At 58.0% G+C, this 22544-nt stretch carries 16 protein-coding genes; 11 read left to right on the top strand and 5 right to left on the bottom strand.

Annotation, left to right across the window (positions count from 1 at the left end; all coding sequences use genetic code 11):
* Positions 1-159: 159 nt before the first annotated feature.
* Together FGU65_RS03210 and FGU65_RS03205 are read right to left on the bottom strand one after the other, a co-directional pair.
* On the bottom strand, positions 160-534 hold the full coding sequence (locus FGU65_RS03210; protein WP_301662976.1) for a response regulator: 375 nt from the start codon (positions 532-534) through the stop codon (positions 160-162).
* Positions 531-2093 (bottom strand): sensor histidine kinase, encoded by a 1563-nt coding sequence (locus FGU65_RS03205; protein WP_301662975.1) that lies wholly within the window; start codon positions 2091-2093, stop codon positions 531-533. Before FGU65_RS03205 ends, FGU65_RS03210 begins: the two co-directional genes overlap by 4 nt.
* A 335-nt stretch (positions 2094-2428) precedes the next feature.
* On the opposite strand from FGU65_RS03205, the gene FGU65_RS03200 reads away from it, so the two are divergent.
* From FGU65_RS03200 to FGU65_RS03155, 10 genes are all read left to right on the top strand, one after another.
* Positions 2429-2566: a hypothetical protein gene (locus FGU65_RS03200; RefSeq protein ID WP_301662974.1), complete on the top strand. Its 138-nt coding sequence runs from the start codon at positions 2429-2431 to the stop codon at positions 2564-2566.
* A 10-nt stretch (positions 2567-2576) separates the two neighbouring features.
* A complete protein-coding gene (locus tag FGU65_RS03195; RefSeq protein ID WP_301662973.1) occupies positions 2577-5285 on the top strand; it encodes a methyl-accepting chemotaxis protein in 2709 nt (902 codons plus the stop codon).
* A 14-nt stretch (positions 5286-5299) separates the two neighbouring features.
* The gene (locus FGU65_RS03190) at positions 5300-5779 is read left to right on the top strand and encodes a chemotaxis protein CheW (protein ID WP_301662972.1); all 480 of its coding nucleotides are present in this window, start codon (positions 5300-5302) and stop codon (positions 5777-5779) included.
* Positions 5780-6085: 306 nt separating this feature from the next.
* Positions 6086-9061, top strand: coding sequence for a PAS domain S-box protein (locus FGU65_RS03185; RefSeq protein WP_301662971.1), 2976 nt, complete (start codon positions 6086-6088; stop codon positions 9059-9061).
* The gene (locus FGU65_RS03180) at positions 9058-11451 is read left to right on the top strand and encodes a hybrid sensor histidine kinase/response regulator (protein WP_301662969.1); all 2394 of its coding nucleotides are present in this window, start codon (positions 9058-9060) and stop codon (positions 11449-11451) included. Before FGU65_RS03185 ends, FGU65_RS03180 begins: the two co-directional genes overlap by 4 nt.
* A gap of 291 nt (positions 11452-11742) precedes the next feature.
* On the top strand, positions 11743-12705 hold the full coding sequence (locus tag FGU65_RS03175) for a sulfurtransferase (protein ID WP_301662967.1): 963 nt from the start codon (positions 11743-11745) through the stop codon (positions 12703-12705).
* A 418-nt stretch (positions 12706-13123) separates the two neighbouring features.
* Complete coding sequence (locus tag FGU65_RS03170) at positions 13124-14767, top strand: hypothetical protein (RefSeq protein WP_301662966.1); 1644 nt, start codon at positions 13124-13126, stop codon at positions 14765-14767.
* Positions 14768-14946: 179 nt separating this feature from the next.
* Entirely contained in the window at positions 14947-15954 is a 1008-nt protein-coding gene (locus tag FGU65_RS03165) for a phosphate uptake regulator PhoU (RefSeq protein WP_301662965.1), read from the top strand.
* 66 nt (positions 15955-16020) lie between these two features.
* A complete protein-coding gene (locus tag FGU65_RS03160) occupies positions 16021-16410 on the top strand; it encodes a thioredoxin family protein (RefSeq protein WP_301662964.1) in 390 nt (129 codons plus the stop codon).
* 314 nt (positions 16411-16724) lie between these two features.
* Positions 16725-17714, top strand: a complete 990-nt coding sequence (locus tag FGU65_RS03155) for a TIGR00341 family protein (protein WP_301662963.1) — start codon at positions 16725-16727, stop codon at positions 17712-17714.
* Between the two features lie 48 nt (positions 17715-17762).
* Here FGU65_RS03155 and phoU read toward each other — a convergent pair whose 3' ends face one another.
* From phoU to pstA, 3 genes are read right to left on the bottom strand one after another with little or no spacing between them, the layout of a single operon-like run.
* On the bottom strand, positions 17763-18413 hold the full coding sequence (gene phoU, locus FGU65_RS03150; protein WP_301662962.1) for a phosphate signaling complex protein PhoU: 651 nt from the start codon (positions 18411-18413) through the stop codon (positions 17763-17765).
* Between the two features lie 10 nt (positions 18414-18423).
* Entirely contained in the window at positions 18424-19188 is a 765-nt protein-coding gene (gene pstB / locus FGU65_RS03145) for a phosphate ABC transporter ATP-binding protein PstB (protein WP_301662961.1), read from the bottom strand.
* A gap of 3 nt (positions 19189-19191) precedes the next feature.
* Positions 19192-21066 (bottom strand): phosphate ABC transporter permease PstA, encoded by a 1875-nt coding sequence (pstA, locus tag FGU65_RS03140; protein ID WP_301663285.1) that lies wholly within the window; start codon positions 21064-21066, stop codon positions 19192-19194.
* 434 nt (positions 21067-21500) lie between these two features.
* On the opposite strand from pstA, the gene FGU65_RS03135 reads away from it, so the two are divergent.
* Positions 21501-22508: a phosphate uptake regulator PhoU gene (locus FGU65_RS03135; protein ID WP_301662960.1), complete on the top strand. Its 1008-nt coding sequence runs from the start codon at positions 21501-21503 to the stop codon at positions 22506-22508.
* The last annotated feature ends 36 nt before the right edge of the window (positions 22509-22544 follow it).

Here is a 22544-nt window from a genome sequence, read left to right as displayed (position 1 = left end):
ATACATCTGCATTCCAGATGTGGTTATCACTTTTGTAATGCATAAACCCTTGCATAGATTGTGCGCCCTGAAATATCCAGTGGTGCCGAATCGTCGCTGTACGCGAGCGCCCCTCTCTCTGAAAACCGGTGGGGTGGGTCGTCGCCTCCCTGGTTGTGATTACTCTTTCCGGGCGAAGATATCTCCAATTGCAGTGGTGAAATCTTCCATCCTGATGGGTTTGACGAGGTAGCCGCTCGGATTGGTACCCTGTGCACGCTCGACTACGGATTGATCCGAGTGGGCGGTTATAAAAATGATCGGTGTATTGAACCGGCTTCGTATCGCTTCGGCAGCAGCGATGCCGTCCTCTTCGCCTTTCAATCTGATGTCCATCAGGACAAGGTCCGGTTCTGTCTCTTCGACAATCCGGAGGGCATCTGCCGCGGTCGCAGCCACGCCGGCGACACTGTGGCCCAGCTTTTCCAGCCGTTTCCCGATGTCAAGGGCGATGATGGCATTATCTTCGACGATGGCGACCTGTCTGCCCGTCATGCGCTCCCCCCTGCCGGTGCCGGGTATGGGAAGGTGATGGTGTATGCCGTTCCGCCCGATCGGTCGACGGTAATCTCTCCCTCAAGCTGGTGGGTGACGAGTGCCCGCACCAGGGACAGGCCGAGTGATTCTGCGGTATGGATATCGATACTGCCCGGTAGGCCCACGCCGGTATCGGAGACTGCGAGGACGCACCTTTCCTCGGCGTTGCGGATCGCGATGCGGATCTCTCCGCTCCTCCCGCCCGGGAAGGCGTGGGAGAGTGCGTTCTGGACAAGCTCGGTGATAATAAGGCCGCAGGCAATTGCCTGCTCGATATCCAGTGTGGTTTCGTCTGCCGTCACGTTCATGTGAATCCTCTCCTGTGCGCCCTCATGATCTGCGAGGAGATCTGCTGCCGCCCTCGTCAGGTACCGGCCGGGATCGATCCGGGAGAGGTCGCGGGACTGATAGAGCGTCTCATATACCAGCGAGAGGGCACGGATGCGGTTCTGCATATCCTGGATGATCGTGCGGCTCTCATCGTTGGCTATGGTAAAATTCTGCAGGTGCAGCAGACTGGAGATGAGTTGCAGGCTGTTGTTGACGCGCTGATGCACCTCCTGTAGCAGGATCTCCTTTTCCTTAAGCGACCGTTTGAGGTCGGTGATGTCGCGCCCGACAGCCTGGTATTCGAGCCGGTTTCCCTGCTCGTCAAAGAGTCCGCGCACGACCCACTGGTGCCAGTGCTCTTCGCCGGCAGGGGTGTCTGCGCAGGCCTCCCATGTCGTCATAGGGGATGCACTGTTTACGGCGCGGATCTTCTCCTGCAGTCCGCTCTGTCCGTCATCCGGAATGATTGCCCGGGCATCCCTTCCCCTGAGCTCGCTGCGGGGAATGCCGAGGTGCCGCGCGTATGCTTCGTTGATGAATGTAATCTTCCCCTCCGGTGTGAAGCGGGCGATGTACTCGGTCTGATCTTCAACGATGGCGCGGTAGCGCGCCTCACTCTGCTGCAGCGCCTCCTGCGCCCCCCTCTCGTCAGTAATATCCTCCAGCAGGATCGTCAGGCCCGAATTTCCTTCTTCAAAGGCAGTCGGGACGATTTTAATGCGATAGTGACGCCTCGTGCCGCCCATCTCCGCGGTTATCTCGCGCGTCTGCTCGCTGCCCTGCATCGCTCTGCCGATCGCCTCCTGCAGTTCCGGGTCGGAGAGGGGGCCGGGCGGCAGGGAGCGGGGCGATCTGCCGATGACAGTGTCCCGTTCCGCCTGCATGCATTTCAGGAGGCTGTCGTTGGCCTGGATGATCTGGAGGTTGCTGTCCAGGACGAGGATGCAGTCGGATGAAAAGTCCAGCATTGCTGAGATTGGCACTCTCCGGGAGGGGTAGTAGACTTTGGCCGCGGCAACCGTCCTCATTTCCGCATGACCTCCCACGAGAAGCATGTTGAGGTACTTGGCCACGGAGTTTCTGTTGAGACCCATCTCCTCGGAGATATCGCTGATACTCATCCCCCGCGGGTTGCTGGTGAGAATGTTTCTGATGCGTGAAAGTTCTTTCCGGGTGGTGTCGTCCATGACTCTTTCCCGGTACTTTTTGCGGTGCGGATGTATGTATATTCTTCTAAACTGCATTGCAAATGTGTCATGCATTTCCACAATCTTTAAGTGTCATTGAGGATATTTCCTCTCTATGGGATTTGCCTTGCAGATATGCTAGGCGTTCCTACGGTGGTTTGTATGGAAAGAACGCATGGATTGGTTCTGGCAGCGGAACCGAGAGAAAGCCGGAGTGATATCGACGCGCTCATGCATCTCTCTGAGGTTACCCGGGAGGTTCTGGCGGATATGACATCGTACTTTGAGAAACCGAAACTGCGGACGGCGTCATCGTGGGTGAAAGGTGATCTGCAATGAATGCGCAGCAGATCCGTATCAGCAGAACGCACGCCCTGGAGCACGGGGCCGCGGAAAAAAAGCCTGCAGTGACGTTTGAGGATCTCCTGGTGGAGATCAGAGCACGACAGAGGACGTCACGGATGTCCTGGTGAGGTGAACTACATGGCAGACAATGGCGATGCAGTTGGCTCGCACGAGCCTTCATTTGAATCGGTGCAGGATACGGGATCAGGACAGGACGATATGCAGCTCCTGGTACAGGGGCTGGATGCTGTCTCTCTTCCGATGCACCTCATAGACAAGGATTACCGGATCACATTCATCAACCAGGCAGCGGCCGATCTGCTGGGAATGAAAAAAGAACAGGCGATCGGCAGGAAGTGCCACGAGCTCTATAAAACCGCAAACTGCAACACGCACGAGTGCCCGTGCCGGGTTGCGATGGAGAAGAACACCACGTACCGGTGCGACAATACCTGCGGGGATCTTATTATCGATTGTACGGGCGCCCCCCTGAAGGACGAGTATGGGATGATCATCGGCGCAATCGAATACTTCCCTGACGTGACCGGGCAGAAGAATGCTGTGAAAGATATCCTGCGGGTCGCCGGCGAGGCGGAGAAGGGGAACCTCTCGGCGCGCACCGATCTCGCCCTCCACGAAGGCGACTTCCTGGAGATGGCAAAGGGTATCAACACTATCCTGGACGCGGTCATCGGTCCGCTGAACGTCGCCGCCGACTACGTCGACCGGTTCAGCAATGGCGATGTCCCGGAGAAGATCACCGATGAGTATCATGGTGACTTCAACGTCATCAAGAACAACCTCAACCAGTGCATCGACGGCCTCCAGGGGCTTGTCGAGGCAAACCGGTCGCTCCAGCGCATGGCGGTCAACGACCACACGCTCCGCATGACCGGGAAGTACCGGGGAGTCTTCGCCGAGGTGGCGACCGCCGTCAATGCGGTGCAGGACCGTGTAAATCATGTCGCAGGTTCGATCGACAAGATCAGCCACGGCGACCTCTCGGAACTGGAGGAATACCGGCAGGTAAAGCGCCGTTCAGAACAGGACAGAATTGTGCCCGGATTCATTCGGACCCTGGAGGCTCTCCAGGGCCTCACCAGCGACGCGAATATGCTGGCGAAAGCCGGTGTTGAGGGGCGTCTGCAGACCCGTGCGGATGCAAGCAAGCATGAAGGTGAATACCGCACGATCGTCGCGGGTGTCAACGATACGCTGGATGCGGTCATCGGTCCGCTGAACGTCGCCGCCGACTACGTCGACCGGATCAGCAACGGAAACATTCCGCCGAAGATCACGGATTCGTACAACGGCGACTTCAACGCCATCAAGAACAACCTGAACGCCTGCATCGATGCGGTGAACCTGCTGGTCGCGGACGCGAATATGCTGGCGAAAGCCGGCGTTGAAGGACGTCTGAACACCCGTGCAGACGCCTCAAAGCACAAAGGTGACTTTGCAAAGATTGTGGAAGGCGTCAACGACACGCTTGACGCGGTCATCGGCCCGCTGAATATTGCAGCAGACTTCATCGGCGATGTTGCGATGGGTAAGGATATCGAGAAGATTACCGGTGAATATCACGGTGATTACGCCCGCATTAAGGACAGCATCAATAAATGCCATGAAGTCCTCTATGGGCTGCTGGGTGAGGTTGCCACGCTCACGCAGGCGGCCGTAAACGGCAAACTTGAGATCCGTGGAAATGTTGAGAAGTTTGATGGTGCGTGGACGCAGCTTGTCGGGGGTGTCAACGACACGCTTGACGCGGTTGTCGGCCCGATCAACGAGGCAATGCGGGTATCCGAAGCATATGCAGATGGCAACTTCGCGGCCCGCGTCGATGAGAAACTGCATGTCGCCGGCGACTTCATAGCGTTCAAGGAGGCACTCAACAACATCGGCATCCAGGTTTCAAAGACCGTGCTTGAGATCAACAGGGCGATCGAGCAGGTCGAGGAGGGCACAAACGAGGCGAGCAAAGGCTCTGACGAGATTGCCAAAGCCGCAGAGCAGGTGGCGATCACCAGCCAGCGGTGTGCCGATCTCTCCAAGCAGCTCCTCGGACAGATCGAGACGATCGACCGGCAGGTCGCGGATCTCTCCGCCTCGAACGAAGAGATTGCCAGTACCTCGCAGGATGTGCTGGACCGTGCCCGGAATGCTGCACAGCGCGGCCAGGAAGCACAGAAGTTAGGCCAGGACGCGAAGAATAAGATGAGCCTCGTCGAGCGTATCGCCGAGCAGAGTGTTGCCGAGATCGAGCAGCTCAACGGCCAGATGCGCGAGATCAACAACATCGTCAAGCTCATCACCGATATCGCCAACCAGGTCAACCTGCTGGCGCTGAACGCGGCGATTGAAGCGGCCCGGGCGGGCGAGCACGGCCGCGGGTTTGCGGTCGTCGCCGGTGAAGTGCGCAACCTCGCCGGGGAAGCGAAGAGCGCGACCGGCCACATCGAGAAGGCGATCGGCGGCATCCAGGTGAGCAGCGAGAAGACCGCAGCCGCCATAAAGTCGGCGCATGACGAGATCGGTTCCGGTGTCGCCAGCGTCAACAATGCAATTGAGTCTCTGGACGGCATTATCACCGAGGCAGAGGTCGTCGCACACGGTATCGGTGAAATTGCCAAGGCCACAGAGGATCAGGCCAATGTCACCAACCAGGTCGGGCAGGGAATGGCCGAGGGCACGAAGGTGACCAAGGAGAACCAGGCGCAGGTCGAAGATCTTGCAGCGCTTGCCGAAGAGGCGAGTGCTTCGACCGAGGAGATCGGCAGCGCAGCCCACGAACTCAATGCGATGGCACGCAGTCTCAAGCAGACCATGGGCAAGTTCAGGGTCTAAAGCCGGGGTGCACTATGGTCACAACCATTGATGTGGTGGAGTTCGAGATCGGTAGCGCCCGGTATGCACTTGATATTCAAATAGCACGTGAAATCGTGGAGATGATCCCAATCACGCGGGTGCCCCGGGCACCCGCGTATATCGCCGGGATCATAAACCTGCGGGGCGAGATCACCAACATCATCGATCTCAAGACGCTCCTCGGGCTGGAGTCCCGGGGTGAATCCGAGGTTCAGAAGATCATCGTACTCGTATCGGAGGCTGCAAACGGATCCAACGTCGGCATCATCGTCGATGACGTGAACAGCGTTATCCAGGTGCCTGAGACCGATATCGAGCAGATCGACGACGCGGTTTCAAACGAGGCATATGTCAAGGGAATCATCAAGATTGGTGAGCAGGAGTCTTCCGATGGAAAATCAAAGAGCGATCTGATCATCTGGATCGACATCCAGAAGATCATGAGGGAGGTTGTCAGTAACGCTGACATGTGAGCGGATCGGGGCCGGCAAGGTGCGGTGAGGATGGACACCTTCTCTTCCCGATCTGCTTTATTTGATCTGCATTTCAGGATGCAACGGCACATCCTGTGCCGGTTTGCAACTTCCGCCCCGGCCTGGTCGCGGTGCTGTCGGATCTGCATGGCGCAGGTCAACTCACGCCTGATATTGTGAGGGAGGCGGGAGGTACCTTCTGCGAAAGCCGATCCGGCTTCTTGCCGGGGTAGTGGAAGTGCGCATTGCAGGCGATCTATCTGTCTACCTGCTTATGGATGAGATACGTTGGAGAAAGGATGAACCATGCCGGATGATACGCGTCAATCGCAGCTCTGCAGAATAGGCCGGCGTGTCGTTCGCATTTCGTTCTTTGATTATCTTATCGTTGTCACGGTTCTGGCGAGCATACTCGTAAATCTCGTCGCTCTCATCGGGGGCGTCACGATTGTAGCGCCCCATCTCTTCTACGTTCCGATCATTCTTGTCTCCTATCGCTATCCAAAGAGCGGCGTCCCGTTTGCCGTTGCTGTGAGTGCTCTCTACCTTGGCATGCATGCCGCATTGGTGCCCGGATTCGACGCACTTGCGGCGGCGGCCATCAGGGTGAGCATCTTTCTGGGGATCGCCGTCACCGTCTCGTTTCTCTCCTGGACCCTGAACCGGGAGAAACGCCGCTACCGCAGCATCTTCGATACGTCGGGAGCGGGCATCTTCCTTATCAGAAGAGATACCTTCACAATCCTCCAGGCGAACCGGCACTTTGAGGATCAGCTCGGGTTTGCACCCGGTGAAGTGGAGGGGATGGAGATCGGCCGTATCTGGCAGGATGCACCGGCGGCGCGGGAACATCTCTCCGCCGTGCAGGAGGGCGAACCGGTTGCGGATCTCAAGGCTGCTTTTACCGGAAAGAACGGAGATGTCCGCTGTGTCCTGCTCTCCGCCGCGGTGATGGACGACGATCTGATCGTCTGCACCACCATCGACATCACGGACCAGAGACGCGCCGAAGCGAAGGTGCAGGAACGTGAGGCCACGCTGCAGGCCCTCTTTGAGGGTGCGGGGATCGGCATGGCGCGGTATGATCTCGACAGCAGGATCGTCGAGTGCAATCCCATGCTGCAGGAGGTTCTGGGCTACACCCGGGAAGAACTCATCGGGCTGCACTTCGGCGAGGCGACGCATCCTGATGATACCGAACCGGAGATGGTGCTCTACCGCGATCTCGTCGGAGGGCGACTGGATCGCTACCAGGTGGACAAGCGCAACATCAGAAAGGACGGGGGGGCGATCTGGGTGCGTAAGACCGTTTCGCTCGTGCGGGACGCCGCGGGCGCCCCGCAGTTTGCGATCGGTATGGTGGAAGACGTCACCGAACGCACCCGGGCGGAATGGGCGCTCCGTGAGAGCGAAGACCGCTACCGGACGCTCTTTGAGAACGTGGCCGACGCAGTCTTCATTCACGATCTCGGGGGAAGGTTCCTTGAGGTGAACGATGCTGCGATCAATCGTCTCGGCTGCTCCCGCGACGAGCTGCTCGGCATGTCGATTCAGGATATCGATTCGCCTGAGTATGCATCGGAAGTTCCGGCGAGGATCCGCGAGCTTAAGGAGAACGGACATGCCATCTTCGAATCGGCTCACGTCAGGGCCGACGGTTCGGTCTTTCCGATCGAGCTCTCGAGCCGTATTATCCATTTCCAGGGAATGCCCGCAGTCCTCTCCGTAGCGCGGGACATCTCTGTACGGAAGGCGGCCGAGGAGAAGATTCGCATCCAGCGCGACTTCGGGCTGCACCTGGCGGCGGTCTCCTCCCGGGATGATGCGATGGCGCTCTGCCTGAAGACGGCGATCCAGGTTCTGGGCGTCGATTCCGGGATGATTTACCGGAAAGACGAAGGAACTGGCATGTATCTGCTCGTCACAAACGTGAATCTTTCCGAGGAGTATCTTCAGATGGTATCAGACCTCCCGGGGGAGTGTGAATGTGCGCAGCGGTTTGAGAACCGGACGCCCATCTATGGCACGTCGCTGGATGTCAGCCCGTCGATGCTGGATGTGACCCTGCGTGAAGGGATCCGCTCGTTTGCACTGCTCCCGATACTCAGCCGGAATGACGTTGTCGGAGGCTGCTTCATTGCTTCGCACACCCTTGACGAGGTGCCGCAGTCCGTGCGCGACGATCTTGAAACGATGGTTGCACAGATGGGGAATGCGCTCCACCGGATTCTTGCCGAGGAGGATCTTCGTAAGAGCGAAGAGCGGTTCCGCCTCCTTGCGGAGAACGCACGCGATCTTATCTACCGGATCGATTTTGTACCGGAGCGCCGGTTCACCTACGTCAGTCCTGCGGCCACCGCCGTCACCGGCTACTCTCCGGAAGAGCACTACGCCGATCCTGACCTCGGGTGGAAGATGGTGCACACGGACGACCGCCACCTGCTCACGGCGCTTGCTGACGGCAGGCTATCGTGGGACGAGCCGCTGGCGCTCCGCTGGGTGAAGAAAGACGGTTCAGTCATCTGGACGGAGCAGCAGAATGTACCCATCTATGATGATGCTGGCAGACTCGTTGCCCTGGAGGGCATCGCCAGGGATATCAGCGAGTTGAAGCGATACAGCGAGCAGCTGGAGCGATCCCTCCGGGAGAAAGAGATTCTCCTGAAGGAGGTTCACCACCGCGTGAAGAACAATATGCAGGTGATCTCAAGCCTGATGAGCCTGCAGGCATATGCCACCGGCGACGATGAGATCGTCGATGCTCTCAGGGAGAGCGAGATGCGGGTAAAGTCGATGGCTCTCGTTCACGAGACCCTGTATCAGTCGGCTGATTTTGCCCGGATTTATGCCGCCGAGTACGTCCGGATGCTGGTCGGGGAGCTGGTCGCTTCCTATACACTGTCGGCAGATATCGATCTGCAGGTTGACGTCGAAGATCTGTCGCTGGAACTGGATGCTGCCATCCCATGCGGCCTCATCATCAACGAGCTCGTTTCGAACGCTCTCAAGCACGCATTCAGAGGTCGAAAGAAGGGAACGCTGGAGGTTGGAATGCACCGTATTGTAGACGGCCGGATCGTCCTCAGCGTCCGTGATGACGGTGTCGGGCTGCCGGAAGATCTGGATCCGCTTGCGCCCCGGTCGGAGTCGCTCGGACTTGAACTGGTGACCATCCTCTCCCGGCAGCTCGGGGGGACGCTCACCTGTGAGCGGAAAGCGGGTACGTCGTTTGAGATTGCATTTCCCGAATGGTATCAGCAGGGTAGGAGGAAGAAAGAATGACATCATCGATCCTGGTCGTGGAAGACGAAGCGATCGTGGCCAGGGTGATCGAGAAAAAACTGATGGGAGCGGGATACAGCGTCCCTGCTGTTGTCCAGTCCGGCGAGGATGCAATCAGCGTGGCGGCAGCCACGCGCCCCGACCTCGTCCTGATGGACATACGGTTGCAGGGGGTCATGGACGGTATCGAGGCAGCGCAGCAGATCCGGGATCAGCATGATATACCCGTTGTATATCTGACCGCGTTTGCCGACGAAGCAACGTTTGACCGGGCAAAACGAACCGGGCCGTTCGGCTACCTGATCAAACCGTTCGGAGAGCGCGATCTCCTCCTCACTATCGAGCTTGCCCTGTACCGGCACAGGCTCGAGAACGCCGTTAGCGAGAGCAGAGAGTGGTATTCGACGACGCTCCGGAGCATCGGCGACGGTGTCATCGCCACCGATCGGGATGGCATTGTAAAGTTCATGAATCCCGCTGCTGAGATGCTGACCGGCTGGCAGCAGGACGAGGTGCGTGGAAAGCACCTCCGTGAAATCTTCCGGATCAGCGCTGACGAGGCTGGAGAGCGGCAGTTTGACCTGTTCTCGTTGGTGATGCAGAATCATGGCTCTGCCATGTTCCCGGGCAGAACGGTGCTGCTGCCACGGGAGGGAACGAAACGCGATGTAGCGGTGAACGGAGCACCGATCCGGAACAGGTGGGGCACTGTACAGGGTGCTGTCTTTGTGTTTCAGGATATCACCGAGCGAAGGCGCATCGAGCGTGAGCTGGACGAATACCGAAACGGCCTTGAGGAGGTCGTACGGGAACGGACCGCCGAGCTTCTTGCAGCCAACAGGAGACTCCAGTGCGAGATATCCGATCGAAAGAAGGCAGAGGCCGATCTCTTTGCCGAGAAAGATTTCCTCAACGTTGTCCTCCGCTCCATCACCGACGGTATTATCGTGATCGATCCCTCCGGGAGGATCGTCCTGATGAACCCGGGTGCCGAAATCCTGACCGGGTGCAGGCAGTATCAGGCCCTCGGCAGATTAGTCGAGGACGTGCTGGCGGTAACGGGAGCGCACGGGTCGATGAACCTTGCTGACTATCTCGATCGCGCCGACCGCGAGACCGCGGATGAAGAACTTGTCCTTGTCGCGCGCGAAGGTGCCAGGCGAACGATCGCGCTCACGGTATCCACGATCTGCAAAGGTGACGATGTCCCTCTCGGCATCCTTCTGATCCTGCAGGATGTCACGGAGAGGCGCAGGCATGAAGAGGAGCTCCTCAAATCGCAGAAACTCGAATCTATCGGAACCCTTGCCGGGGGTATCGCTCACGAATTTAACAATGTCCTCACGTCGGTCATGGGAAACATCACCGTTGCCGGAATGGATATCCCTCCGGGCACGGCCGCGGATCGCCTTAACGAGGCGGAGAAGGACCTCTTCCGGGCACAACGACTGACCCAACGGCTGCTGACATTTTCACAGGGTGGAATGCCCGTCAAAGAAGTTCTCCCTCTCGCCGATATCATCCGGAATGCCGCGGAGAGTACCCTCCGGGAGTCCTATATCCACGGTTCGTATCAGATCCCGGAGGGTCTCTGGGATGTGGAGATCGATGAAGGCCAGATCAGCCAGGCGCTTGCGAACATCCTCATCAATGCACGGGAGGCCATGCCGGGTGGCGGCACGGTTACAATCCGGGCGGGCAACCGGATTGTGGAGGACGGGGACCTGCCGTCCGTGAAGCCGGGACGGTATGTCTGCACAACGATCGAGGATCAGGGTGCCGGTATACCGGCGGAGCAGGTATCCAAAATCTTTGATCCCTTTTTCACCACAAAGGAGCAGGGGACTGGTCTGGGCCTCACTTCAGCTCGATCGATCATCAGAAAACACAATGGCCATATCGAGATCGAATCAAAGGCAGGTTGTGGGACAACAGTCTCGTTCTACCTGCCTGCGAGCGTCAAAGAAACCGAAGGCACCGGCTGCACCGATGAAGCCCTGCAGTCCGGGTCAGGGAGAGTCCTTCTCATGGATGACGAGGAGGCGCTGCTCGATGTAACCGCTCTCATGCTCGGGCGCCTGGGGTACAAAGCGGTGCCGACAAAGAGTGGGACGGAGGCAATCGAGCAGTACCGGAAAGCCATGCAGGAGGGGTGCCCGTTTGATGCCGTCATTCTGGATCTCACTATTCCTGGCGGTCTTGGGGGGAAAGAGACCCTGGTAAACCTCAAATCGCTTGATACGGGTGTCAGGGCTATTGTGTCCAGCGGCTATTCGCATGATCCCGTGATGTCGGAGTACCACTCGTATGGGTTCCGGGGCGTGCTCCCGAAGCCCTACACGATGACAATGCTGCAACGGGTCCTGCAGCAGGTGGTTGGAAAGGGCTGAAAACCACCCCCATGTGCGGCATTTTCGGAGCACCTTTCCGCTCCATTTGATCTGCGGCGTCATGTTCCCGAAGCAGATGCCTGCCTGCAACATGGACACCTCCATTTTCGATGTTGAGCAGGAAAGTGGGCGTCGGCCTTTTTTCACATCCGGGAGCCTCCTCTGCAGCATTCCAGCAGTGCAGGCTCGGTGCCCCTCTGTTTCTGTGCGGATCCCCGGTGCCGCATAAGTATATATGCAGTGAATGTTCAGGGGGGACGCGTACAGAACGATGAATCGGAGGAAATGCGTATGAGAAAGGAATTTACCACACCCGGCGGCGAGGAGCGGCTGCAGTCGGCGACGGCCCGGCAGAGTCCGCCGTACCCTCCCGGGGACGGAAAGGTCAAACTGGTCACCACGGACTGGCTCGAGGACCATCTCCAGGAGAGGGGCATGACGGTACTCGATGTCCAGCCGAATGTCCACGACTATATTAAGGAGCACGTTCCCGGCGCGATCTACTTAAACGAGGGTTTCCTGCGCGTGCCCGCCCACGGGTTCCCGACATCGTACGGGCCGCAGGCCTGCATGCAGGAGTCGTTCCGCCGCGTCGGCCTTGCTGCCGACTCTCCGGTCGTCGTCTATACCGGAAAGGGGGCGTTCTCCGGTATAGGTGACGGCCTTGCACAGACCATGATGGCCTACTCCCTTGCAAAATTCGGCCACAACACCGTCTATGTCCTTGACGGCGGCATCGACAAGTGGAAGGACGAGGGGCGGACGCTCTCCCAGGAGTTTCCGGCCGTCGATCCCTCGCAGTTCACCGTCGAGGTGCGTGGCGAGTATCCGATCGGCTACGAGGATTTTAAGCAGGTGAAAGACCGCGACGATGTCGTTGTTCTCGACGCGCGCCCGGCGAAGGTCTACGAGGGGCAGGGGCCGTGGAGGAAACCGGGACATATACCCGGCGCGATCAGCCTGCCGTGGCGAAGCCTGATGGACGACGGCAACCCCATGCTTCTCAAGCCGAACGACGCGGTGATCGATATTCTGGAGCAGCACAACATCGACCGCAGCAAGACGATCATCTGCTCCTGCGGAACCGGCCGGGAGGCGACGAACGAGTTCCTCCTCTTCAAGTGGTACTTCGAGTACCCGGATGTCAGGCTGTATGAAGGCTCGTACACCGAATGGACCGCATACCCGGAGAATGAAACCGTTGAGGGCAGAGAGGCGAGAAAGAAGCCTGTTGCAGCTGCGCCGTCCCGGTGAGATGTTTCGGCCCCGATAAGCGGATCAAACCATTCCGTTTCTCTTTTTCGCTGGATGAGAATATTTTTATACTGGATGTGTCTAAACCTATGACTTAGAGAGAATACTGGATCCCTGTAAGACACTTCCCCCCTTGACGTCGTCTTCTTGCGAATCCGATTCTCTCTATACCCGGCATTGTTCTGTTTCTCTGAAATTCTTTGGTCTTTATCGGTGCATGCTGCCGATCTGGTGTAATGCGCACGATCTCTCTCACCCGCGCTCGGCCGGGAGTCTGCCCTGTATGCCGTTCTGCACCGGGGGAGCTTTGTGTGAACCGGGGCGTGGCAGAAGCCGGTGCTCGTCCTGCGCACGGTTCCCCGTTCACCCAAACCATTATGGAATTCAGAGAAAAATACCACAGTATACGTGATACGGCGTGTCGGTTCATCCAGCGGACGAGGCTGCGCAGGATGCCCGGATCGACTTTCGGATACCGTTTGCCGTCCGGCTCGGTGTCGTCGGGCATTTTGCATCTCCTGGCGAGGAGCATGTACGGGCGGGGGTACGGACGGTGCTGCACCGGCTGGACGAGATCCTGCGTCGGACACCACACTCGTTCACCGTAGTATCATCCTGCATCGACGAGGCTTTCGAGCCGGTTGTTGAGGAGATTCTCGCAGAGTCTGTCGAGATGCACCGGCAGCAGTCCCGGTACACGGCAGTCCTCTCCGTCTCTCCGGCCGAGTGCATCGCACAGCTCGAGACCGACCGGGAGCGCGAGTGCCTGACGCGCCTCCTCAACCGGGCTGCATCGGTCGATGTGTTTGAGGGCCAGAAGGAGGTTCCTGCCCCTCACGAGGAGATCGGCAAGCATATCATTAATTCCTGTGACGTGCTCCTCGCCGTATGGGACGGCGTGAACAGCCCTGAACCGGGCGGCACCGCACGTCTCGTCCGGTACGCACGGACGATCGGGCGGACGCTCTTCTGGATCCACTCCGTGACCGGAAACGTGGTGGAGGAGCGGCACGGAGACGGGATCCTCGAATCGTTCGAGGACCTCAACGCATACAACAGCGAGAAAGTTGCCGATGCGCAGATGGCGCGTGCCCTTGCCGAGCGGGAACGCTGGCTCGCCGGGAAGATGCAGATCTCCGGTCTTCCCGCCGAGCTCGTAAAACCTCTCGCCCGGACGATGCTCCCTGATTACACCCGTGCACGGCTCCTCTCCGCGCGATACCAGAAAAGGTATATGCGTGCGGGGACTGCGGTCTACGCCCTCGCCGCTCTTGCCGTCGCTACGGTCACCACGCAGACGCTCTTCTTCCCTGAATACCCCTGGCTGCTCTGGTTTGAGGTTGCTGAGATCAGCATTATCCTGCTCCTGCTGATGGCATCACGGATCGGCGAGTGGCACCGCAAATGGATCGACTACCGGTTCCTGACGGAGCGGATCAGGGCGGGGTTCTTTATGAGCATCCTCTGCGTCCGATGCGAAAAGCCGGCGACACCGCGCCACCTGAGCCTTTCGCACCGTTCGAACGACTGGATGCTGCTGGCGTTCGAGGGAATTTTAGACCGGCGCCCGCTCGAATACTGCTCCATCCAGATACCCTTCGAGCCGCTGAAGACGTTCCTCCTGGCCGCCTGGATCGACAACAGGCTCGCCTGCTTTATGAGGCACAGTGAACGGAACCGGCAGCGCTACATCATTATTTCAGAGATCGGCGAGATCCTCTTTGCCGTCACGCTCGTCGCGGCTGCAATCCACGCTGCAGGGCTCCACCCTCCGTCGGCGGTGCCGGTGCTGGACCACCCCTATTCCCTGGTGGCGATTACCATCATCCTGCCCGCCCTTGGTGCCGCTCTTGCGGGTATTCGGGTGCAGCGTGAGTATCTCCGAAATGCGGAACGATATGCGCATATGGTGCAGCACCTCTCCACCATCAGCAGCCAGATCAAGCGGGCAGAGACGAGAGTCGAGCTCGATGCCCTTCTCAAGGAAGCGAACGAGGTGACGCTGCGGGAGCAGCAGGACTGGCGGATCATATTTCTCTTCCGGGATCTCGAAACGCCGTAGGCTACGGCGGCAGCAGTCCCCCGGCGCAGTATGGTATTTGATCATCTGCCGCGGCGTTCTGCGTGCGCGGAATCTTCAGGCCGGGTGCATCCTGACCGATCTATAGTGTGGCATGTTTATATAGAGTGATATGGTAACTTATCATAGTCTCTGATCGTGTGACGGGCGGTATGATTACTATGGAGATTCGGAAGGTCCAGATAACCGGTGGCTCATCCTATGTCATCTCTCTTCCCAAAGATTGGGCAAGATCGCTGAACATTCAGAAGAACAACCCGCTGGGGTTGATCCGGCAGAGTGACGGGACGCTGCTCATCACGCCGAAGATCTCGGGCGAGATGGTTCAGCGCATCAAGACGTTTGACGTCAGCCGCTCAAGCGACCCTGATTTCCTCTTCCGCTGCCTGATCGCTGCGTATATTATGGGATACACGACCATTATGGTAACATCGTCCGGCCGCATTGCCCCGGCAGTGCGTGTAGTCGTACGTGATTTCACTCAGATTGCCATCGGGCAGGAGGTCGCCGAGGAGAGCGATGCATCCATCACCATCAAGGATCTCCTCAACCCGGTGGAGATGCCGTTTGACAATACACTGAAACGGATGTACATTCTTGCCCGGGGAATGCACGAGGACGCGATCAGTACCCTTCGCACCCGGAACCGGGCACTTGCAGAGGACGTCATCGCCAGGGACGATGAAATCGACCGCCTGCAGTGGCTGCTCGCCCGGCAGTATCACCTGATTGTAACCGATGGAAACCTCTCGAAGCGGATGGGGATGTCTGTCGGGACGGCAACCAACTACTTGATGATCAGCAGGATCGTCGAACGTATCGGGGATCATGCCGTCAATATCGCGACCAATGCGCTTGCGCTGATGGAGCAAGATCTGGATGATTTGCTGATCACGGATATCGAGAGCGCGAGCGCGAGCGCCCTCTCCATCTTTAATGCAAGCATCAGGTCGTTCTTCAAAAAGGACATACTGGAATCAAACGATAATATCCGGGCTGTCGCCGGGCTTGTTTCCTGCTGCGAGGAGATCAGCCACAACGTGCTTCAACAGCGGAGCCCTGTTGCAATTCCCGTCGGGTACATCATCGAGAGCGTACGACGACTCGGCGAGTACTCCAAAGACATCTCCGAGAATGTGATAAACTATCTCGTGAGCGAGGAGCAGTAGGACAGATAGTTCCCGGAAAGTATCAAATATCTCTCCCGGTATATGTGGCACTGGAAGGTGTTGGTGATGAGCGCAGAGATCGTCGAGGCAACGGATGCCACCTGGGAGACGATGATTGAAAAAGGAGAAATGCCGGCAGTTGTTATGTTTTACAGCCCTGAATGCCCCCACTGCCGCACGATGGAGCCGTATTTTCAAACGCTGGCGGAACGCTACGGCAAGGTAATCGTTTTCGCCCGGTTAAACTCTGCCGCAAACCTGTGGACGGCGGAGCGCTATGGAATCCGGGGGACGCCGACGTTTAAATTCTTCTGCAAAGGCCGCCCTGTTGCGGAGCTCGTAGGGGCAGTCTACCCCGCCATGCTGGAAAAACGCATTGAAGACCTCCTCGAACATGGCGAGGAGTGTATCCGGAGCTCGACCGCCATCGACTACGAGATCACCGGATACGGATAACCTCCTGCAGATGCCCGACGGCTGGCGTTCCGGTAGTGCTGCAGCGCGGAACTGAAGATCACTGTGGAAGAGTCCGACCGAACTCACGCGGTCGTGATCGACTTTGCGTTCGTCACGGATACGCTGCTCTGTCCGGATGGCGCACCCTTTGTCCGCTGTCCGAGTCCCGGCACGCCCTCCCCCACGCGATTGCCGCTGTAGCTCCCGGGTTAGGGGGGCGATTGTTCGTGTATGCTCTTTTCAAAGGTGTGCCGTCACCGTTGCTTTCGCCAAAAGCATTATGCTCTATCAGCCTGTGATACACTGCCGGCAGCATGAAAAAGATCCTTGTTCATGTGAGGGACGAAGACTACGATGCCCTTGTGAATACCCTCGAGGGGCTGTACTACGTCACCGACCACGTAGGTGACGTCAACGAGTTCATCCTCTTCGCCCCCGACGAGGATGTCAATGACCTCGTTGAGAAGATCCGCGATGCTCTCGATCTCCGGTATAATGAGAACATGATCGAGGTCTCACGCCCCGAGTTTGTGGTATCGACGTACCTGCAGCGTGCCGAGAAGAAGGCAGAAGAGAAGGAGGAGAACGCGCCGGTCGAGAAGCTCCTGAATTCGGTGAAACCGTATACGGAGCTCGACCTTGAAAAAGTCTCACTGACGTCCATCGCCGGGCTCGTTGCCCTGTTCGGGCTCTTCCTGAACAACTCGGTCATCATCATCGGTGCGATGCTTCTCTCGCCGATCATCGGGCCGATCTACAGTTTTTCCGTCAACATAGCCCTCGGCAAACCGGGGGACGCTCTGCGGAGCGTCGGTGTCCTTCTGGCGTTGCTTGGAGCCGTTTTTCTCCTTTCGGCTATCGCCACCTTCGTCATCAATCCGTTCATACCGCTTCCCATCACTGAGGAGATCACCGGCCGTATCGTCACAAATCCGATCTATATCATCATGGCGGTGCTGCTCGGATTCGCTGCCGTGCTGGCGTACACCCTGGAGACGCCCGAGGTCATAGCCGGTGTGGCCATTGCGGCCGCCCTGCTTCCGCCGGTGGTGGTCAGCGGTATCGTTCTGGTGCTTCAGCCGGTCAGCCTCCTCTCCTCCGCCGTTCTGGTCGTCGACGAGATCGTCGGTCTGATCGCCGGGGCGCTCCTTGCCGTCCTGGTGCTGAAGATCGGGCCGCGAGAGTCGCGGGATCAGATTGCGGCCGGGAAGTACGTCTTCAGATCGGCGATGATACTCGCTGTTCTCATCGGTCTTCTGGTCGCAGTCACCCTGTTCGTCGGCCCTGGCGGGCCGCTCGTATGAAGGAATGGTAATGGGCGAGCAGGAAGAAAGGGTGTCGGGTTGGGAGCGTTATTTGATCTCCTGGCGCTCCCCGGTGACCATATAATAGATCTTTTCGGCCATGTCGCAGGCATGGTCGCCGGAACGTTCCAGATACCGCGCTATCATCACGTAGTCGATACAGCGGGTGATGCTCCTCGGGTCTTCCATCATGTAGGTGACGCTCTCGCGGAAGATGGAGTAGCGCATGTTGTCGACGATGTCGTCCCGCTCCGTGAAATCCTTAAGCGGCGCGATATCCTCGTAGCGGTATGCTTTCAGGGCGTCGTCGATCATGGAAAAGACCAGATCCGCCATGTGGGGGAGATTCATCATATTGGCGAGATGCGGGGCGCCTGCAAACCCGTCCACCATATTGGCGATGTCTTTGCCGAACCTGCCGATCCGGTAGAGCGAGTCGTTCATGCCGATGGCACAGGAGATTGCCCGGAGATCCTGTGCCATCGGCTGATACAGGGCGATAACCTTGAGTGCCTGCTCTTCAATATCATTATTCCTGTCTGCAAGTTCCGCCTTCTTTGCGTGTACCCGCTCCGCCAGGTCGGGATCCTGGTTTTTCAGAGCGAGCATTGCGTTATGGAGCATATCCGTTGCAAGCGTGCCCAGGTCGAGAACCGATGTCCTGAGGGCTTTGAGATCGTCGCGGTATTTTTCGGTCACGTTTTCCCACCTACCCAAAGCGTCCTGTGATATAGTTGTTCGTCATCTCTTCCTGCGGTGACTCAAATATCTGAACGGTCTCGCCGAACTCGATCATCTTTCCGAGGTACATGAAACCGGTATAGTCGCTGACACGGGCGGCCTGCTGCATGTTGTGCGTCACGATGATGACGGTGTAGTTCTTTTTGAGCTCGTCGATAAGGTCCTCGATCTTCGCGGTCGCAATCGGGTCGAGTGCGGAGCAGGGCTCGTCCATGAGGATGATCTCCGGTTCGACGGCAAGTGTCCTGGCGATGCAGAGGCGTTGCTGCTGCCCGCCTGAAAGCCCCATGGCCGATTCATGGAGGCGGTCTTTGACCTCATCCCAGAGTGCTGCCTTCTTCAGGCTGCCTTCGACGATCGCATCAAGTTTTTTACGATCTCTCGTTCCGTGGACGCGCGGGCCGTAGGCGATGTTGTCGTAGATCGACGCAGGGAAGGGGTTCGGTTTCTGGAAGACCATCCCGATCTTTTTGCGCAGCTCGACGACGTCGGTCTCCGGGCCGGTGATGTTCGTTCCTTCAAAGAGGATCTCGCCGGTGATCCTGGCGTTGGCTACGAGGTCGTTCATGCGGTTGAAGCAGCGCAGGAGCGTTGATTTGCCGCATCCCGATGGGCCGATGAGAGCGGTGACCCTGTTTTTGGGTATGCTGATCGAGACATCGATGAGCGCCTGACTTTCACCGTAGTGAAGGTTTACGTCTCTGGTAGTGAGGATATTGCCGTTGTTCTGCATGATTCACCACGTGATGGCCTTCTGATAGTGGTTTCTGATGACGATTGCGATGAGGTAGATGCCCATCACCAGCAGCAGGAGCACGAGGGCTGTTCCGTACTGGTTCTGGCTGGCCCCCGGCACATTGGTTGCGAGGATGAAGAGGTGGTAGGGGAGTGCCATCACCGGTTCGGTGACGGAGGTCGGAAGGAAGCGTTTTGAGAAAACGACCGCTGTAAAGAGGATCGGCGCGGTCTCGCCAGCGGCCCGGCCGATACTCAGGATGGCGCCGGTCAGGATGCCGGGCACCGCCGGCGGGAGCACGCATCTCCAGATGGTCTGCCACTTGGTTGCTCCGAGCGCGAAGCTTCCTTCACGCAGGGAGTCCGGGATGCTCTTTAAGGCCTCCTCGGTTGTACGGATGACCGTCGGCAGGATCATCAGGCCGAGGGTTATCATGCCGGCAAGGAGCGACACTCCGAAGTTGAGGTAGAGAACCAGGAATGCAAAGCCGAAGAGACCGAAGACGATTGAAGGCGTTCCGTTCAGAAGATCGGCTCCCGCACGGATGAGTTCGGGGATCCTGCCTCCTTTTGTGTATTCATTCAGGTATATTGCAGCACCGATGCCGATGGGGAGCGCTGTCAGGATTGCGCCGGCGACGAGGTAGAGCGTACCGACGATCGCCGGGCCGATCCCTCCCTCCCGGCCGAGGTTGCGGGGAGGTTCGGTCAGAAACTCCCAGCTGAGCGCCGGAATGCCGTTCGTGATGATGTCGAAGAGGATGATCCCGAGAAAGATCATGACCATGGTGATTGAGGCGTATACGAGCCCGAACGCCACCTTCTGCCCGGTCTTTGCGGATATTTTTCTCTTGACGAGAGCAAGGGCCAGGACGATGGCAATGGTGGTGGCGGTTGCTGCCGCGCCGACAGTGAGGAGCAGAAGGGCGGCAAGAGCGGCCCCCATACCTGCATAGGCATACGGTCTGATTGCGTCTTTTGTTGCAGGGCGCAGCCACTGCCGCCTCGTTCCTGTTGCTGTCTGCTTCTCCTGGATCTTTTTGAGGATGACCCGTGCACCCAGGTTGACGATGAGCGCGATGGCGAGCAGCACGACCGCGACACCGAAGAGGGCGTGATAGTGAGCGCTCCCGACAGCCACTTCACCCATCTCGATGCCCAGCGTGCCGGTGAGCGTCCGCACCGGAGAGAGGACGTTCCAGATCGGGTCAGGGATGATGGCTGCGTTTCCGGCCACCATGATGACAGCCATCGTCTCTCCGATAGCCCTCCCCATCCCGAGTATGACGGCTGCGGTGATGCCCGAGAACGCAGCCGGAACGATGACCCTCTGGATTGTCTGCCAGTGTGTCGCTCCCATCGCAAGCGACCCCTCTTTGTAGCCGCGCGGGACAGCGGCGATCGCATCCTCCGAGACGCTGACGATTGTGGGGAGAGCCATGATCCCGAGAAGAATGGATCCTGCAAGCCAGCTCTCGCCGGAAGGAACGTTACAGGTGACCCGAAGCCAGCTCGTCAGGACGATCAGGCCGAAGAAACCATACACGACGGAGGGGATGGCGGCAAGCAATTCTATCGCGGGTTTTGCAATGTTTTTCACCCGCGGGGACGCGAGTTCGGCGATGAAGATGGCACTGCCGATCCCGAGGGGGATGGCAATCGCCATTGCCCCTATGGTCACCAGGAGCGTACCGATGATGAGGGTGAAGACGCCGTAGGCAGGCGAGGCGCCGCTCGGATTCCAGGTCTCTCCGGCAAGGAACTCATAGATGCTGACGCTGTCGGTGATCGGGTACGCGTTCAGAACGAGGAAGAAGAGGATAAAAAATATGGCGAGAACCGCGAAGATGGCGGTGATGAACCAGAGGGAGCGCATGCCATTCTCCCGCAGGTTCCTGTATTTTCTGCCGGTAATACTATTGTGCAGAGCGTCGAATCCGTCTCCGATGACGGAGGGGAGTTCCGGGATAGTCGATCCTGTCCGGGTCTTCCCGTTCCCATTCGGTACTGCGGCCTGTCTCTTCTGCATGGATCGGTCACCGTCCCTCCGGTTCATGCTTCAGACACGCCTTTCCCCGCATCAGCATGGTGCCTGTCGGAGCGGGTAGGAAGGAGACATATATTCCAGAGCATACGCAGTTCTGTGGCAGAGTTCATAAACGATCGTTCACCTGCTAAAACAAGGGGAGAAAGTGGTAAATTCGTTCTCGAAAGAAAATATATGGGTATATGTATCCCCAATATACGCTATTGCCGTATATACTCCTACGGAATGTATATATCCTCTCTGAACCCACCGTACAGGAGTCTATGGAAATCAGGAAAGTTCAGATCACCGGTGGCTCCTCATATATTGTCTCTCTCCCGAAAACGTGGGTTAAAGCTGCAAGTATTCAGAAGAACGACCCGGTCGGCCTGATTACCCAGCCGGACGGTTCGCTCCTGATCACGCCCAAGATCCGCGGCGAGCAGGTCCAGCGCGTCAAAGAGTTTGAGGCGAATGCAGGGACGGATCCTGCATTTCTGCTTCGGTATCTCGTGGGTGCGTATATCGCCGGCTACACCTCGATCCGGATTACGTCGAAAGGCCGTCTCCCGCCATTGATCCGCAAGCTCGTGCGTGACTTTACGCAGATGGCGGTCGGTCAGGAAGTGGTGAATGAGACGGACGATTCGATCACCATAAAAGATCTCCTCAATCCCTCGGAGATGCCGTTTGCCAACACCCTCCGCAGGATGTCGGTCATCGTCAGAGCGATGCAGGAGGATGCCATTGTGGCTCTGCGGAATCGCGACTCACCCCTTGCCGAGGACGTGATCGCCAGGGATAATGAGGTCGATCGCCTGCACTGGCTGATAGCGCGCCAGAACCAGCTCATCCTCCTCGATATGACGCTTTCGCGGAAGATGAATATCCCGATTGGCACAGCGCTCCATTACTTCCTCATCAGCAGGATCATTGAGCGTATCGGGGATCACGCAACGCAGGTCGCGAAGAACGCCCTGCTTCTTGCCGATAGGGAGGTCGACGATGAGCTGCTCTCCCTGATCGAGGCAGCCAGCACGTACGCTCTTGATGTCTTCCAGAAGAGCATGCAAGCGTTTTACAGCGGTGATATTGCGAAAGCAAACGAGATCCTGGCACTGATCCCCAACCTTGAGGAACAGTCCCGGAAGATCAGCGGCCGGACGTTGCGGTACGAAGCGGTCACCGCCATACCTCTCGGCTCGATATCCGACAGCACCCGGAGGATCGGTGAATACTCCGGCGACATCTGTGAAAACATCATCAACCACCTGATCGGAAACGAGTCCTGATTCGGCCATCTGCCGCCCGCACCCTCCTCCTTTTTC

The sequence above is a fragment of the Methanoculleus frigidifontis genome, assembly GCF_030464345.1.
Lineage (GTDB): Archaea > Halobacteriota > Methanomicrobia > Methanomicrobiales > Methanoculleaceae > Methanoculleus_A > Methanoculleus_A frigidifontis.
Note: the sequence above shows the minus strand (reverse complement) of the source record. Positions and strands in the feature narration are given on the sequence as shown.

What these genes read in the sequence shown, in the direction of transcription:
- FGU65_RS03195 (WP_301662973.1), top strand. Translation starts at nt 2,577, where the DNA reads ATGGCAGACAATGGCGATGCAGTTGGCTCGCACGAGCCTTCATTTGAA.
- FGU65_RS03210 (WP_301662976.1), bottom strand. Translation starts at nt 534, where the DNA reads ATGACGGGCAGACAGGTCGCCATCGTCGAAGATAATGCCATCATCGCC.
- FGU65_RS03205 (WP_301662975.1), bottom strand. Translation starts at nt 2,093, where the DNA reads ATGGACGACACCACCCGGAAAGAACTTTCACGCATCAGAAACATTCTC.
- FGU65_RS03160 (WP_301662964.1), top strand. Translation starts at nt 16,021, where the DNA reads ATGAGCGCAGAGATCGTCGAGGCAACGGATGCCACCTGGGAGACGATG.
- FGU65_RS03175 (WP_301662967.1), top strand. Translation starts at nt 11,743, where the DNA reads ATGAGAAAGGAATTTACCACACCCGGCGGCGAGGAGCGGCTGCAGTCG.
- pstA (WP_301663285.1), bottom strand. Translation starts at nt 21,066, where the DNA reads ATGCGCTCCCTCTGGTTCATCACCGCCATCTTCGCGGTTCTCGCCATA.
- FGU65_RS03185 (WP_301662971.1), top strand. Translation starts at nt 6,086, where the DNA reads ATGCCGGATGATACGCGTCAATCGCAGCTCTGCAGAATAGGCCGGCGT.
- FGU65_RS03200 (WP_301662974.1), top strand. Translation starts at nt 2,429, where the DNA reads ATGAATGCGCAGCAGATCCGTATCAGCAGAACGCACGCCCTGGAGCAC.
- pstB (WP_301662961.1), bottom strand. Translation starts at nt 19,188, where the DNA reads ATGCAGAACAACGGCAATATCCTCACTACCAGAGACGTAAACCTTCAC.
- FGU65_RS03190 (WP_301662972.1), top strand. Translation starts at nt 5,300, where the DNA reads ATGGTCACAACCATTGATGTGGTGGAGTTCGAGATCGGTAGCGCCCGG.
- FGU65_RS03135 (WP_301662960.1), top strand. Translation starts at nt 21,501, where the DNA reads ATGGAAATCAGGAAAGTTCAGATCACCGGTGGCTCCTCATATATTGTC.
- FGU65_RS03165 (WP_301662965.1), top strand. Translation starts at nt 14,947, where the DNA reads ATGGAGATTCGGAAGGTCCAGATAACCGGTGGCTCATCCTATGTCATC.
- FGU65_RS03155 (WP_301662963.1), top strand. Translation starts at nt 16,725, where the DNA reads ATGAAAAAGATCCTTGTTCATGTGAGGGACGAAGACTACGATGCCCTT.
- FGU65_RS03180 (WP_301662969.1), top strand. Translation starts at nt 9,058, where the DNA reads ATGACATCATCGATCCTGGTCGTGGAAGACGAAGCGATCGTGGCCAGG.